The organism is Bifidobacterium thermacidophilum subsp. thermacidophilum DSM 15837 (assembly GCF_000426425.1).
GTDB lineage: Bacteria > Actinomycetota > Actinomycetes > Actinomycetales > Bifidobacteriaceae > Bifidobacterium > Bifidobacterium thermacidophilum.
The window spans coordinates 90,602-104,396 of record NZ_AUFI01000009.1 but is presented as its reverse complement, the minus strand read 5'-3'; the positions used below and the strand labels follow the sequence as shown (position 1 = coordinate 104,396).

The 13,795-nt window shown below is 61.7% G+C and carries 12 protein-coding genes; 5 read left to right on the top strand and 7 right to left on the bottom strand.

Features of this window, described 5'->3' with window-relative positions:
• The first annotated feature begins 9 nt into the window (after nucleotides 1-9).
• Nucleotides 10-549, top strand: coding sequence for a nucleotidyltransferase domain-containing protein (locus K315_RS10015; protein ID WP_029576625.1), 540 nt, complete (start codon nucleotides 10-12; stop codon nucleotides 547-549).
• The gene (locus tag K315_RS0105940) at nucleotides 549-917 is read left to right on the top strand and encodes a HepT-like ribonuclease domain-containing protein (protein WP_033520618.1); all 369 of its coding nucleotides are present in this window, start codon (nucleotides 549-551) and stop codon (nucleotides 915-917) included. The genes K315_RS10015 and K315_RS0105940 overlap by 1 nt, the downstream gene beginning before the upstream one ends.
• Before the next feature lie 97 nt (nucleotides 918-1,014).
• On the opposite strand, the gene K315_RS0105935 is transcribed toward K315_RS0105940, so the two are convergent.
• The 4 genes from K315_RS0105935 to K315_RS0105920 all read right to left on the bottom strand — a co-directional run bounded on the left by K315_RS0105935 (nucleotide 1,015) and on the right by K315_RS0105920 (nucleotide 6,641).
• Nucleotides 1,015-2,379 carry an aspartate aminotransferase family protein gene (locus K315_RS0105935; protein WP_029576623.1) on the bottom strand — a complete coding sequence of 455 codons (1,365 nt, stop codon included), beginning with the start codon at nucleotides 2,377-2,379 and terminating at the stop codon, nucleotides 1,015-1,017.
• Between the two features lie 357 nt (nucleotides 2,380-2,736).
• Nucleotides 2,737-3,180, bottom strand: coding sequence for a GNAT family N-acetyltransferase (locus K315_RS0105930; protein WP_029576622.1), 444 nt, complete (start codon nucleotides 3,178-3,180; stop codon nucleotides 2,737-2,739).
• A 104-nt stretch (nucleotides 3,181-3,284) separates the two neighbouring features.
• On the bottom strand, nucleotides 3,285-6,020 hold the full coding sequence (locus K315_RS0105925; protein ID WP_029576621.1) for a bifunctional amino acid transporter/iron-containing alcohol dehydrogenase: 2,736 nt from the start codon (nucleotides 6,018-6,020) through the stop codon (nucleotides 3,285-3,287).
• Between the two features lie 18 nt (nucleotides 6,021-6,038).
• Nucleotides 6,039-6,641, bottom strand: a complete 603-nt coding sequence (locus K315_RS0105920; RefSeq protein ID WP_029576620.1) for a cytidylate kinase-like family protein — start codon at nucleotides 6,639-6,641, stop codon at nucleotides 6,039-6,041.
• 584 nt (nucleotides 6,642-7,225) lie between these two features.
• On the opposite strand from K315_RS0105920, the gene glmM reads away from it, so the two are divergent.
• Entirely contained in the window at nucleotides 7,226-8,626 is a 1,401-nt protein-coding gene (gene glmM, locus K315_RS0105915; protein ID WP_029576619.1) for a phosphoglucosamine mutase, read from the top strand.
• A 2-nt stretch (nucleotides 8,627-8,628) separates the two neighbouring features.
• Nucleotides 8,629-9,285 carry a peptide deformylase gene (locus K315_RS0105910; protein ID WP_029576618.1) on the top strand — a complete coding sequence of 219 codons (657 nt, stop codon included), beginning with the start codon at nucleotides 8,629-8,631 and terminating at the stop codon, nucleotides 9,283-9,285.
• 31 nt (nucleotides 9,286-9,316) lie between these two features.
• On the opposite strand, the gene K315_RS0105905 is transcribed toward K315_RS0105910, so the two are convergent.
• On the bottom strand, nucleotides 9,317-10,408 hold the full coding sequence (locus K315_RS0105905; RefSeq protein WP_052316559.1) for a hypothetical protein: 1,092 nt from the start codon (nucleotides 10,406-10,408) through the stop codon (nucleotides 9,317-9,319).
• A gap of 152 nt (nucleotides 10,409-10,560) precedes the next feature.
• Here K315_RS0105905 and K315_RS0105900 point away from each other — a divergent pair, with 152 nt between their 5' ends.
• Nucleotides 10,561-11,601 carry an endonuclease/exonuclease/phosphatase family protein gene (locus K315_RS0105900; protein ID WP_081666415.1) on the top strand — a complete coding sequence of 347 codons (1,041 nt, stop codon included), beginning with the start codon at nucleotides 10,561-10,563 and terminating at the stop codon, nucleotides 11,599-11,601.
• A 271-nt stretch (nucleotides 11,602-11,872) separates the two neighbouring features.
• Here K315_RS0105900 and K315_RS0105895 read toward each other — a convergent pair whose 3' ends face one another.
• On the bottom strand, nucleotides 11,873-12,178 hold the full coding sequence (locus K315_RS0105895; RefSeq protein WP_029576615.1) for an exodeoxyribonuclease VII small subunit: 306 nt from the start codon (nucleotides 12,176-12,178) through the stop codon (nucleotides 11,873-11,875).
• Nucleotides 12,179-12,348: 170 nt separating this feature from the next.
• Nucleotides 12,349-13,683, bottom strand: coding sequence for an exodeoxyribonuclease VII large subunit (gene xseA, locus K315_RS0105890; RefSeq protein WP_029576614.1), 1,335 nt, complete (start codon nucleotides 13,681-13,683; stop codon nucleotides 12,349-12,351).
• Nucleotides 13,684-13,795: the final 112 nt, after the last annotated feature.

Sequence of the window (13,795 nt, the reverse complement as noted above, 5' to 3'; positions counted from 1 at the left end):
AGTGGTGATATGGACACCATTGACGCATTGAAGGCCCGCCGTCTTGAGGCGGGGTTGAGCCAGCAGACGGTGGCGTCGCGGATGGGCACCACGCAATCGGCATTATCCCGGGCGGAACATGGCGGCAATCCGACCCAGGGTTTCCTGCAACGGTATGACGAGGCCCTTTTCGGGCTCACGACGACATCAGACCTCAGGGCGGCATCAAGTATCACAATGAAATCCGGCAGTACCGTCGATATCACGACGCTGAAGCTGATCACCGGTGCCATCGCAAAGAAATACGGTCTTGCACAAGTGTATCTGTACGGTTCATTCGCTCGTGGGGAGGCGGATGACGATTCCGATATCGACTTGCTGTATGTTTCGCGGGAGGCAAGCCAATCCGGCATGGGCGACCTTGCGCAATTGAAGAATGAACTGGAGCGGTCGTTTGGTAGGGAAGTCTCGCTGACCTCGCTTGCCTCATTGCGTCGGCACGCGCAGCGCAGCCGCGCAAGCAGACGGTTCTACGAGCATATTCAGCGCGATATGGTTCGGGTGGTGTGATGCAACGACGATATGCCGACCAGCGATTCAGGGATGACACGAATCTCATCCGTCTCGCCGAGCATCTGGCCCGCGCAAGCCGTGATGCCAATGCGGTTGCTTCGGCTCAGGAGCTGGAAGCGGATTATATGAGATTCAATTCGGTCGCTATGGATATGGTCCAGGCCCAGGAGGCTGTGCGCAAGCTGTCCGACGGGTTTCTCGAGGAGGTCCCGCAGCTGCCGTGGCATGAACTTCGGGGATTGCGCAATGCCATCGTCCATGAATACGACGAGATCGACCCTGACGCCCTGTACGTCACCGCCACAGTGGATGTTCCCCGGCTGCTTGCCCAGTTGCAGCCGTATCTTGACGCCATCGAGGATTGAACGCCGGTGTCGGCAACGGGGTTCTTGCGGGCATGCAAGTGGCGGGCCATCCGACCGTTGCGATAAGATGACCCGCCACTTGCGTCACCGGTACGGCTTACTTCGCGAGGGCCGCCTTGAGGGACTCTTCGAAGATCTCCAGACCGCGCTTGGTCTGCTCATCGGTCATGACGAGCGGCGCGAGGAAACGGATGACATTGCTGTCGGTGCCTGCGGATTCCATGAGCAGACCGCGCTGGAGAGCCTCCTGGATGAGGTTGGCAACGAGCTCGGTGGCAGGCTCCTTGGTCTCACGATCCTTGACGAATTCCACGCCGATCATCGCGCCAAGGCCGCGGATATCGCCGATGACGTCGTACTTCTCGGCCATCGCTTTGAAGCCCGCGGTCACCTGCTCGCCGATGTGGCGTGCCTTGGCCGGGAAATCCTCTTCCTTGTAGATCTTCATCGCAGCCAGACCGGACGCGCAGGACAGCGGATTGCCGCAGAAGGTGCCGCCGATGGTACCTGCGGGGGCGGCGTCCATGACCTCGTCACGGCCGGTGATCGCCGAAATCGGCATGCCGCCGGCGAGGGACTTCGCGGTGGTCACGATATCCGGGGCGGCGCCCGCCTCGGCCCAGTATTCGGAGGCGAAGTACTTGCCGGTACGGCAGTTGCCGCACTGGACTTCGTCAGCGATGAGCAGGATGCCGTTCTCGTCGCAGATCTTGCGCACGGCCTTGACCCACTCGATCGGGGCGGGGATGAAGCCGCCTTCGCCCTGGAGCGGCTCGACGAGCAGACAGGCGACTTCATTGGCAGGAATGCCCTGGTCGAACACCTTCTTCAGGCCGTCCACATAGTAGGCGATGGCCTCCGCCTCGGAGTAGCCCTTCGGCGCGCGATACAGGTACGGGTACGGAGCACGGGCGATATCCGCCGGGAACGGGCCCATACCCTTGGAATAGGCCTTCTTCGCGGTGAGAGCCATGGTCAGGTTGGTGCGGCCGTGGAATGCGCCGGAGAAGCAGATGACACCCTGCCGGCCGGTGTAGGACTTGGCGATCTTGATGGCGTTCTCATCGCATTCGGCGCCGGAGTTGGCGAAATAGGTCTTCTTGTGCTCACCGCGACACGGAATTGTCTCGTTCAGACCTTCTGCCAGATCCACGTAGCCTTCATGGCCGATGACGTTGAAAATCGTGTGGAAGTACTTGGTCGCCTGGTCTTGCACGGCCTTGACGAGCTCCGGACGGGAGTAGCCGATGTTGAGCACGCCGACGCCGCCAACCCAGTCAAGGAACTTGTTGCCGTCGAGGTCTTCGAACATGGCGCCTTCGCCACGCTTGATGCAGATTGGATACGTCGAAGAGCACAGTCCGACGGGGACGTTCTCGTTGCGCTTCTTGAGGAATTCTTGGGTCTTGGGGCCCGGAACGCTTTCAGTGACAATCTGGGGCGTGTCTTCAGCCAATGTCATCGCGGTATCTCCTTGACTATGTATTTCGCAACAACGGTGGCGGAATACTGCGGATTTCGTCGCCGTCTTACCTGACAAGGAAATGTTTAACACCCGCGTGTTGCTCTCGATTCGCTATTGCGAAACGACGTCGTTTCTTGGATGAAACAGGCGTGCATTCCTCGTAACATTTCCGGTTTATGACTTTCGGTGTCTTGCCGGTGACAGTGATGCCGTGTGCCTGACAATCCTTGGAATTGCGCGGATTGCCGGGGATTATCGGACGTATGGCGCAATCCGGGATCGCGGAGCGTCGCGGGCGCACGAGGCGAAACCGGCAAGGAACCCCGAATCCCGGCTGTCCGCATATTGAACATTTCAGCGAGATGACGGCAATTGCAGCTCGAACCCGTAACAGCTGCGCTCGAACCCGTACCTCTCATAGAATCGATGCGCGGCCGTACGTGGCAGACCGGAATCAAGTGTGATCGCCCGGCATCCGCGTTGTCTCGCCAGCTCGACCGCGTAATCGAGCAGCATCGTGCCGTAGCCCTTGCCTCGTTCACGCTCGTCCACAATAAGACTTGACACATAGCATGTCAGTCCGCACATCCAGAACGTCTCGAAATAATCGCCATGGCACATGCCTACATAACGCCCCTCATCGTCAAGCAGAAACACCGCGAAACTCGCGTTATCGGCAAGCACCCGCTCATACACGTTGCGAGTGGGCGTATCCTCATACGTGTTGTAATCCCATAGCGCGCGGATGAAACGCAACGCTTCAGGGAAGTCGTCGGATTCGGCGTTCTTGATACGCATGGTATTCCTTCTCCTTGAATCGTTCGGAACATGACAACACGGCGGCCGTCGTACCATGAACGCGTTCGCGTCCTCGTACGACGGCCGCCGCCCGCCGGCAACCTTTACAGCGCCTTGCGATACAGTTCGGCGATATCTTCCGCGCCGATTTCGGTGCGCGTGTTGGCGATATTGGCCGGGGAGACCTTCATGGCGTTCTGGGTGAGCCACGGGATGTCGGATTTGCTGATCCCCAGGTCGCCCAGCGTCACGTCGAGCCCGATATTGCGTTCGAACCCGCGGATCTTCCCGGCGCAATCCTCAGCCGTGTAACCGCCCATGAGCCGCGCCAGACGGCCGAACTTGAACCGGTCGCCCTGCCATGTGGCATCCACCACGGTCGGCGCGAGCGCCGCCAGCCCCTTGCCGTGCGTCACGTTCTTCAAGCCGGAGACCGGATGCTCCATGGCGTGCGTCAGCGTGATGCCCGCTGTGCCAATCACCAGGCCGCCGATTGTGGCCGCTTCGGACATGTGCTCCCAATCCTTGAGCGTGCCCGTGCCTGCGACAAGCCGTGGCAGGCTGTCGAGGATCAGCGGAAGTGCGTACAGCGCGAGCGCATCGGTGAACGGCTGCGCGTTCTTGGCTGTGTACGCCTCGAAGCAGTGGCAGAACGCGTCGAAACCGACCGCCGCCAGCTGACCCTTCGGCATGGTCATCATCGCTTCCGGATCCACAATCGAGCGTTTGGCCATGATTGCCGGGCATCGCAGGGACTTCTTGTCGCCGTTCTCCGGGTTCGTGAGCACCGCGAAACCATTGGCTTCGGAACCCGATCCACAGGTGGTGGGGATGAGCACGAGCGGCAGCGCTACATCGCTGGACTTGCGTCCATAGATGTAATCGTTGACATCGCCGTCGTTCTTCGCCATGAACGCGATGCCCTTGGCGCAGTCCATCACTGAGCCGCCACCCAGGCCGACGACCATGTCATAGCCGCCGTCCTTCGCGAAGCGCGCACCCTCCTCGACCGTCGTCGTCAGCGGGTTGGCCGACGCCTTGTCGAACAGGCCGGTGGTGATGCCCGCCGATGTGAGTGAATCGTTGACCTTGTCGTACACGCCGGTTTTCTTGGCGCTGGAACGGCCGGTCACAATAAGCGCCTTGGAACCAAGCGGTTTGGCGAGTTCGCCCGCCTTCGCCAGCGTGCCTGCACCGAAGGTGAGATTGACCGGCGCATAGTAGCTGAACGTGCGTGCCGTGGGCTCGGTTGCCGTGTCCGTAGCTGCTGCGGTGACTGCGGATATCGCCGCCGTGACCTCCGCCTGGCCGATGGTCGCGACTTTGGCTGCTGGTGCGGCCCCGACGGCCTCGCCGGCCGCGATGGAAGCGGCTGCGGAGCGCTCGCGAGCGTAATCCTGGTCAAGCTCGTCATTGGCGACTTCGACCAGTGTACCGAACTTCTTGCCATAGCGGGCCTTGCAAGCGAAGTAGAAGACCACGCCGAGCAGCGCCCACCCGCCGACGAACGCCCATTCGGTGGGCACGAGGGCCGCCGCGCTGCCGGGGATGCAGTACATGACGACCATGAAGCCGGACATGACGATGGCCATGAAGCCTACGAACTTGTAATGCTTCACCTTGTACGGGCGGGACATGTTGGGCATCTTCTTGCGCAGGATCACGAAGGAGATCGCGACCATGCAGTAGGCGACGCAGCACGCGAGGTTGCCGGCGTCCACGATCCACACGAGCATCTTGCGGCCGAGCAGCGGGGCGAGGCAGCTGAGCAGACCGATCAGGCCGATCGCCACCCACGGGGTCTTGTAGGTCTTGTGCAGCTTGCCGAACACCGGCGGGATCATGTAGGACTCGGCCATGGAGTACATGGCGCGGCTGCCGCCGATCATGAAGGAGTTCCACGAGGTCACCACGCCGCACAGGCCGCCGACGATCAGCACTTTGGCCATGACATCGGTGTGGAAGGCGCGGGCCATGGCGTCCGCGGTCACCAGGCCGCTGCCGGAATTCTCGGACTGCGCGATGGCCGCGGGGTTCAGCACGTAGCCGACGGCGAAGATGATCAGCACGTAGAACGCCACGGCGAGGAGGATTGACAGCAGCAGCATCTTCGCGATCTTCTTGAGCGGCACGTTGATTTCCTCGGCTGCCTGCGGAATCACGTCGAAACCGATGAAATAGAACGGTGTCATCATCGCGACGCGCAGGATATTGCCGAATACGCTCGCGGTGTTGCCGCCGACGAACGCCTGTCCTTCAAGGTTTGACGGATTGCCGCTGATCACGGAGCCGGCGATCAGCAGGATGCCTGCGCCGCCGATGACGCAGGTGAGCACGGTCTGTACGATCGCCGCCGTTTTCGCGCCGCGGATGTTGATATACGTGATGAACAGGGCCATGATGATGGCCACCGCGAGCCAGGAAGCGTAGATGTCGAATCCGGCGACCGTGTACAGATAGCCTTGCAGGAAGCCGGGGAACAGGTAGGTGATGATCGTCGGCATCGCGCATGCCTCGAAGCATACTACGCTTACATAGCCGAGGATGATCGCCCACGTGCATACGAACGACCCGGTCGGCCCCATGGCGCGGTGGCTGAATACGTGTTCGCCGCCGCAGTCCGGCATGGCGGGTGTCAGCTCCGCGTAGGTCAGGCCGATGAAGAAGATCATGACGCCGCCCAGCACGAAGCCGAGCATGGCGCCGACCACGCCGCCGCGGTCGATCCAGTCGCCGCTGGAGACGACCCAGGCCCATCCGATCATGGCGCCGAAGGCGATGACGAGAATGTCCCAGACGTTGAAGACCTTGTCGAATTCCGATGCTTTCTTGTCAGCCATCTGTCTCACTCCCTCTCGTCACTCGCCCAGCATCTCGACGAGCGTCAGCAGATATTTCGCGGTCTTGTCCCACCCGAGCAGGCTGGTGTCGAGCAGCAGGTCGCGTCCACGCCGGTCGCCTCGGTGGGTGCCGGTAATGTACTTGTGCCGCGAATGGTTGAGTTCGTCGTTGTATTCGACGATTTCCTTGGCTTTCTTGGCGTCTACGTGGTCCTGTTCCATGATGGATTCGATGCGCACGCTCTTCGGCGCGTACAGGAACACGTCAAGCACGTCGTCGCGTTCACGCAGCAGATAGTTGGCGGAACGGCCGATGATGACGCATGACGACTTCTCGGCAGGGTCGTTGATGACCTCGGACTGGGTGAAGATGACGCGGTTGCTCAGGTTCGCGTAGCGCGGGCCGAGCGATGTCTCGAAGGCGTATTGGACGTTCGGCTTTTGGTCGGCCTGCTCGACGAGGCCGCGGCTGACGCCCAGCTGGCTGACGACCTTGTCGACCAGGTCGCGATCGTAGTATTCGATGCCCAGAGCGTCGGCGAGCATCTTGCCGATTTGCGGGCCGCCCGCGCCGTATTCGCAGCCGATGGTGATGATGACATGGTCCGGATTGAAGTTCATCGTGCCATCTCCTTGATATGCTTGGTTTCTTTGGTTTCCGAGGTGATTGTGCCGGTCGTGTGCAGGCCAAAAGGGGGTATCGGGTTGCGGCAGGTATCGTTCGGGGTTATGGATTGCATGTGCCCGCCGGTGCCGAGCCGGGTCGATATGAAGCCTCCATTGGGTGGTACACGCGTGGGATGTGCTTAGATCTCGTCTGCCCGCGACGATCTTGTGGACCGGTGGAGGACCTGTGAAATCTTTGATTTTGTTATAAGAGCGGAAGGTTTCGGGTGTTGTGTGCCATTCATACGCCGATTACGTGGGCGGAATGCGGACGTAACATTGAGTGTGAGCAACGGGCTGATTCGTTGTCGTGATTGACTTCGCGCGGAATCGGGGGTATCCGCGGGGTGGTTCGGGAGCGTGGGAAAGCTGTTCGAAGACGTTCCACATGTTGGACATGCTCAGACTCGTGGAATGTCAGCGGCAGGTTCCGGCGGTGGACTTCGCAAATGTTCACCCACACCGGCGGCGGGTTTGGGAGCACGGGTAGGTACGATGGTGTGCAGCATATTCATGTCAAAGAAGCGAGGACTACTACCATGCCGAAAATGTTCGGAACCGATGGTGTGCGCGGGTTGGCGAACAAAGACCTTACCGCCCGACTGGCATTGGATCTGGGGGACGCCGCCGTCCGCGTGCTCGGTCAGGCCGATGCGCCGAAAACCAAGGATGATGACGTGCATTCCGAAGGACGGCGTCGCGCGTTGGTGGGGCGCGACACCCGTGTTTCCGGTGACTTCCTGTCATCTGCGCTGTCGGCGGGTATGAGCGCCGGCGGTTTCGACGTCATCGATGTCGGCATCATCCCGACTCCGGGCATCGCGTTCCTCACCTCCGTGCTTAACGTTGAGATGGGCGCGGTGATTTCCGCCTCCCACAACCCGATGCCTGACAACGGCATCAAGTTCTTCGCACGCGGCGGTTTCAAGCTTCCTGACAGCAAGGAAGACGAGATTGAAGCAGTCCTGGGCCAGGATTGGGACCGCCCGACCGGAGCCGGGGTAGGCCGCGTCAGCCACGACACCGTGACCGCCACGAACCTGTATATCGACCATCTGGTATCCACGATCGCCCCAGTCGTCGGACCGGAGAAAACCCAGCCGAAGCCGCTCGCAGGCCTGCGTCTGGTCGCTGACTGCGCCAACGGCGCCACATCCGTGGTCGCACCGGAGGCGCTGCGTCGCGCCGGTGCGGAAGTCATCGTGATCAACGCATCCCCGGACGGCTACAATATCAACGATCATGCAGGGTCCACGCATCCTGAGCAACTGCAGGCCATGGTCAAGGCAACGGGCAGCGCGATGGGCGTCGCCTTCGATGGTGACGCGGACCGCTGCCTGGCTGTGGACGAGGACGGCACCATGGTCAACGGCGATCAGATCATGGGCATCCTCGCGCGCGCCAAGAAGCGCGAAGGCAAGCTCAACCACGACACGCTCGTGGTGACGGTGATGAGCAACCTCGGCTTGAAACTCGCCCTCAAAGACATGGGCATCAAGACCGTGCAGACCAACGTCGGCGACCGGTACGTGCTCGAGGAGATGCTGCGCGGCGACTATTCGCTGGGCGGCGAACAGTCCGGCCACGTGATTAACCGCGAGTTCGCAACGACCGGCGACGGCACACTGACCGCGCTGACCTTGTGCAACGAAGTCGTCAAATCCGGCAAGAGCCTCAAGCAGCTCGCCGCTGACTTCCCACAACTGCCGCAGCAGCTGGTCAACGTCCGGTGCTCCAACAAGCAGGCGGTTACCACGAACGCTGCCGTGCAGAAGGCCGTTGAAAAGGAAACCGCGTTGCTGGGGGAGACCGGTCGCGTGTTGCTGCGCCCGAGTGGCACCGAACCATTGGTGCGTGTGATGGCCGAGGCCGCCACCCAACAGCAAGCGGACGAGGTGTGCGACCGTCTCGCCAAGATTGTCGCGGAGGAACTGGCATGAGCATGTTCACACGAGGCTCGAGTATCGATTTGGGGCTGAACCGTGCGGTTGAAAGTCTGCTCAGATCCGGCGATAGTGAAGGCATCCTCCCAATCGTCCAGGTGGGTGAGCCGGTGCTGCGCCAGCCGACGCGCCGCTACAACGGGCAACTGAGCAAGAACACCCTCACCAAACTCGTCCAGGCGATGCGAACCACCATGCTCGAAGCGCCAGGTGTCGGTCTTGCCGCCCCGCAAATCGGGCTTGGCATCGCGCTCGCCGTGGTCGAGGACCATATCCGTGACGACCAGGACGATCCGCGTGAGATATCCGAATTCCCGTTCCACGCAATCATCAACCCGTCCTACCAGCCGATTGGTACCGAAACGCGCAGCTTCTACGAAGGTTGCCTGAGTTTTGACGGCTATCAGGCGGTGCGCAAGCGTTGGCGCAATATCACCGCGCGTTGGCAGGATATGGACGGCACGTGGCACGAGGAGCAACTGCACGGATGGCCGGCTCGTATCTTCCAGCATGAGACCGATCATCTCAGTGGCGAGCTGTACATCGACCGGGCTCAGATTCGTTCGCTGGCAACCGATGAGAACGTCGAGGATTACTGGTGCGACGATCCGGTGCCGATTGCCGCGGCAAAGGAACTCGGCTTCAAGCTCAACTGAGCCAAGTGACACGCGCGTCTTGCCGCACGGCTCACTGCCCGTGCGCGAGCTCGTATTGTGCCAGATCGAGAATGGTGTGCCATTCGTCAGGGGCCAGCTGCGGCGGAATCAGCGCCATCTGCTGGTAGGGGTCGTCGGCGAGCACGCGCCCGGCGAAGTCCCGCAGCTGCCGCCACTGTCCGCGCCTGATGAGCTGCGCCGCATACGCGTCGGCCATCGGCTCGATGTCACTGTGCTCGCTGAGCATGCGGTCGGCCTGCTCGTCCTCCCCGCACATGCGCAACACGTCATGCCGCAGCATGAGCATCGACATGTCGAACTGCTCGCGGATGCCGCCCGCCGACACATCGACAAGATTCCCCTCGGAATCCATCATGAGATTGCCTGCCGGGTCGTCCTTGTCATTGGAGCGGATATCGCGCTCGACCGATGCCATGGTCGCTTGCGCCCGGTCGATCGCATCGTAGACAAATACCCGCGTGTCATCCCATTGTGCAAACGGCAGTGAGCACGAGATAAGCTGAACCATCTGCACCGGGTTGAACCGGAAATCATCCTGACAAGCCGCTGATACGATACTGGAGAGCGCTTGCCCGCCGGTGACCGGATCCGCGTGCTGGGCCACGCTGTCGAAGTAAATGCGCGTCTCATCAATCAGGCGCTTGAGATAGGAGAGTCCTTCGCCTTCCCGGTCGGCGATGCTACCGAGGAACGACGACGTCGTAATCAGCGCGGTGGCGAGATTGCCGGCCGCGTCGCACCACCTCGTGCTCATCAGCGCGTTTCCGACGACCGCCTCGACCCCGGACAGCGCTCCGGTGCTGTAGTAGAAGGTCGGCATGTCCGTGCGGTTGATCCCGTCGGTGCCGTCGGCTTGCGGAGTCGGGCTGAGCGAATCCATGGCGCGCAAATACCAACGAATCGGCGCGTCGATGGTCTGCTCCGCCTCCTCAGGGGGAGCCACGGGTATGTCTTCGCGCTCGGCGTCATCGCTTTGCGCGTCATCATGAATGGAACGATCCCACAGGAACGTCGGCCCTTGCAAGCCGGAATGGCTCAGCAGGTCATTGGCGAAGTCCCGTAATGCTTCGAAATGTTGGGGTGGTGTGGTGGGTTCGGTCATGCCGGTCCTTCTCATGTCGGTTGGTTCAAGCATAGCCGACTGGTGAGCATTGCGCGATGGTTCGCTTGTCTGTGACGGCTGGCGGGCGTTGGCGCATTACAGTGGTGAGGATACATGTGGTGAGGATATACGACAAGGAAAACGGAGATGTGATGGCTGGAACACCCAATTCGTCAGCGCCTGCGGTGAAGCCGAAACGTAAGCGCGTGCTTTCTGGCGTGCTTGCGGCATTGCTGATGATTGTCGCCGTCTTGGGGACGATTGCGCGGGCGCTGCCTGCTGATTTGCAGTCGCTGCCGTATGTTCCGGTCGTCGTCTCGCTGACCCCGTGGTTCGTGCCGCTCGCCGTGGTGGCGTTGCTGCTCGCACTGTTCTCGAATCGTTGGTTTGTGGCGCTGATTGCGTTGGTGTGCGTCGCGGCGCAGGTGTGGTGGCAGGCGCCGTTTTTCCGCTCCCAGGCCGCGTTGTCACAGGATGCGGTGACGGCGGTCGGTCAGGCGCATGCGGTGACCGGCGACCATTATGCGAGGGTGATGACGCTCAACGTGTTCAAAGGGCAGGCCGACCCGCAGGCTGTGGTCGATTTGGTGCGTGATGAGCGTGTTGAGGTGCTCGCGTTGCAGGAGACCACGGATGCGTTCGTTAAACAGCTGGAAGCGGATGGTATCGGCGATTATTTGCCGTATTCGCAGGTCTCATCGTCTGACGGCGTGTACGGCAACGGCCTGTGGTCGGCGGTCGCACTTGACGACCCCGTGGATGACGAGGTCCATTCGAGCGCCTCGTTCATGCCGGCGGGAACGGTTGATATGGGCGGCGTGCAGGTGCGGTTCATCTCCGTGCACACCACGTCGCCGCAGCCCGGGTATTGGTCCCAGTGGAACAGAGCGCTAAACGAGCTGTCCCTGATGCAGCAGAAAACCGGTACGGCGTATGTGATGATGGGGGATTTCAACGCCACATACGACCATGCCGCTTTCCGCGGTATCCTCGGTTCGAGGTTCTCTGACGCCACACGCCAGGCAGGGCATGGTTTGGTGTTCACATGGCCGGCGAACCATACCGGCGTGCCCGCCTTCGCCGGCATTGACCACATCCTGATTGACCAGGGCATGGTCGCCGGGCAGGTGCAGTCCAAGCATGTGGCCGGTTCGGACCATGCGGCGCTGCTCGCCACATTGCAGGTGGCATAACAGCGCATTCACAGGTGGCGTGACGGCGCATCGCACCGGGTATGGCGATGCGCCTGCGGGGTGTCATCTGTGGGGCGTCGCGTGTGGAGTGATTGCGGTTGCGCATGGTACGGCAGCGTAGACGCGCATCGGCTCACGTTGCTTGGCGGGCCCCGCAGCTAGACGGGCGCGCACCCGGCGGACGGCCATTCGGCTAACGGCCGCCCCGCTTCGGCTTGCCGCCGCACAGCTTCGGCTGGCCCCGCCTGCAAAACGCCCGCCAAGCCGGCGGTCACTCAAGGTTGGACTGGGTTCCCGCGGTGTCGGCGGAAGTCTGCTGCTGGGCCTGCGCGGCGTCAAGTTTGGCGCGGACTTGGTCGAGCAAGGTCTGGGCGCGCTTGGCAAGCGCTTCGCCGAGCTCCCACTGGCGCATGGACTGGTCGAGGTTCAGCCCGCCGGCTTCGAGCGCCTGTACCGCTTGGATCAGCTGGTCGCGCGCCTCCTCATAGGACATGGACGCGATGCGCTCGCGCTCCTCTTGGGTCAGGCTGGAAGCCGTGGTGTCGGTCTTCTGGGGGTCCTGTGCTTCAACTGTCATCGGTGTTCCTTCCATGGGTGTTGATGATTGATAGTGGTGATTGATGTCGATGATTGATAGGCGGATTGTCGGTTGCGTTGCGCGGGCGATGCTGTGCCTGCTGGTGGCCATATGGCGGCAGGCACCAAACAAGCACCACACGGGCACTGCACGGGCACGCCGCAATCGCGTCAGTCGCCGGTGTCGATGTGGTTTCCGCCCGCCTGCCCTTTGACTTCGGCGAGCAGGGTGCCGTGGTGCAGGGTGATCGACAGTTGCTCTCCCATGCTCGCATCGGCCGCGTTGTCAAGCACATGCCCATCAGCGGTCTGCACGACGGCGTACCCGCGGTTCAAGGTCGCCTGCGGGCTCATGGCGGTGAGGCTGGCGTGGAGCTTCTCGACGGTCATGCCGGCGTCGTCGATGATTCGGGTCAACCCATATCGCATGCGTTGCACGGCGTCGTCAACCAGCCGCTGATGCGGTTCGAGCATGGTACTCGGGTTGGTCAGGCTCGGCCGGTTCGCATAGCCTTCGATAAGCCGCTGCTCGTTGCCGACCAAGGCGTCCATCCGTAGGTTCATGCGTTGCCAGGCGTTGGTGATGAGCTGCCACTGCTCACGCACGTCCGGTACGACCTTCTTTGCCGCATCCGTCGGCGTCGAGGCGCGAAGATCGGCGGCCAAATCGATGAGCGTCCAGTCGTCCTCATGCCCGATTGCCGAGACGATTGGTTTGCGGCATGCCGCCGTGGCACGTACCACGTTTTCGTCGGAGAAGCCGATGAGGTCTTCGAAACTGCCGCCGCCACGCGCGACGATGATGACGTCCACTCTCGAGTCGTCGTCGAGCTTGCGGATCGCTTGGACCACCTCCGGCGGGCACTGCGCACCCTGGACGTGCACATGCTCAATCACGAAGTCCACCGCCGGCCAACGCAGGTTCACGTTGGTGATGACATCGCCTTCGGCGCGGGCCTGGGGCGCACAAATCAGGCCGATGCAACGCGGGAATTCCGGAAGCGGAATCTTGTTTTCGGCGTCGAACAGGCCTTCGCCTTTGAGCTTCTTGCGCAGTTCGTCGATTTGCGCCTTGAGGTCGCCGGCTCCCACGCGGCGGATGTCGTCGGCGATGAAACTCAGGCGTGTCGCCTTCACCCACACTTCCGGCTTGCCATGGATGACGACGCGCTCGCCCTGTTTGAACTCGCGGGCCATCGCGACGAAGTTCCTGAACCCCATGACGGACATCGAGATGTCCTGGGTGTTGTCGCGCAGTGTGATGTAGCCAGACGTACTGCGCCGCATGTTGATTTCGACGATCTGGCCTTCGACCCACGACGCCGGCCAGCGTTCGACGGCATCATGGTATTTCTGGCTGACCACGCTGACCGGCCAAGGGTTCTCCGCGGTGGTGTCGCGCGCCAGGCGCGGCAGCTGGTCGAGTGGCTTGGGCGCGCCGGCGTTGCCGGGGGCTGCCACGGCATTGCCATAGCCGTAATTCGCTTCCTGATACCCGTACTGCATATGCCTTCCCTTCGCGCCGTGGGCGTGGCGTGCCGCTTGCGTGCGTGGCGTGACTGCCCTACCCCGTCCGCCGTCGGCTGACGTAGCCTGACGGATGTTTGATGGCCTCTAC

Bases quoted from the DNA above. Each gene is read 5' to 3' on its own strand.
- K315_RS0105905 (WP_052316559.1), bottom strand. From the start codon at position 10,408: ATGACCGAACCCACCACACCACCCCAACATTTCGAAGCATTACGGGAC.
- K315_RS0105900 (WP_081666415.1), top strand. From the start codon at position 10,561: ATGGCTGGAACACCCAATTCGTCAGCGCCTGCGGTGAAGCCGAAACGT.
- K315_RS0105920 (WP_029576620.1), bottom strand. From the start codon at position 6,641: ATGAACTTCAATCCGGACCATGTCATCATCACCATCGGCTGCGAATAC.
- K315_RS0105940 (WP_033520618.1), top strand. From the start codon at position 549: ATGCAACGACGATATGCCGACCAGCGATTCAGGGATGACACGAATCTC.
- xseA (WP_029576614.1), bottom strand. From the start codon at position 13,683: ATGCAGTACGGGTATCAGGAAGCGAATTACGGCTATGGCAATGCCGTG.
- K315_RS10015 (WP_029576625.1), top strand. From the start codon at position 10: ATGGACACCATTGACGCATTGAAGGCCCGCCGTCTTGAGGCGGGGTTG.
- K315_RS0105925 (WP_029576621.1), bottom strand. From the start codon at position 6,020: ATGGCTGACAAGAAAGCATCGGAATTCGACAAGGTCTTCAACGTCTGG.
- K315_RS0105930 (WP_029576622.1), bottom strand. From the start codon at position 3,180: ATGCGTATCAAGAACGCCGAATCCGACGACTTCCCTGAAGCGTTGCGT.
- glmM (WP_029576619.1), top strand. From the start codon at position 7,226: ATGCCGAAAATGTTCGGAACCGATGGTGTGCGCGGGTTGGCGAACAAA.
- K315_RS0105895 (WP_029576615.1), bottom strand. From the start codon at position 12,178: ATGACAGTTGAAGCACAGGACCCCCAGAAGACCGACACCACGGCTTCC.
- K315_RS0105935 (WP_029576623.1), bottom strand. From the start codon at position 2,379: ATGACATTGGCTGAAGACACGCCCCAGATTGTCACTGAAAGCGTTCCG.
- K315_RS0105910 (WP_029576618.1), top strand. From the start codon at position 8,629: ATGTTCACACGAGGCTCGAGTATCGATTTGGGGCTGAACCGTGCGGTT.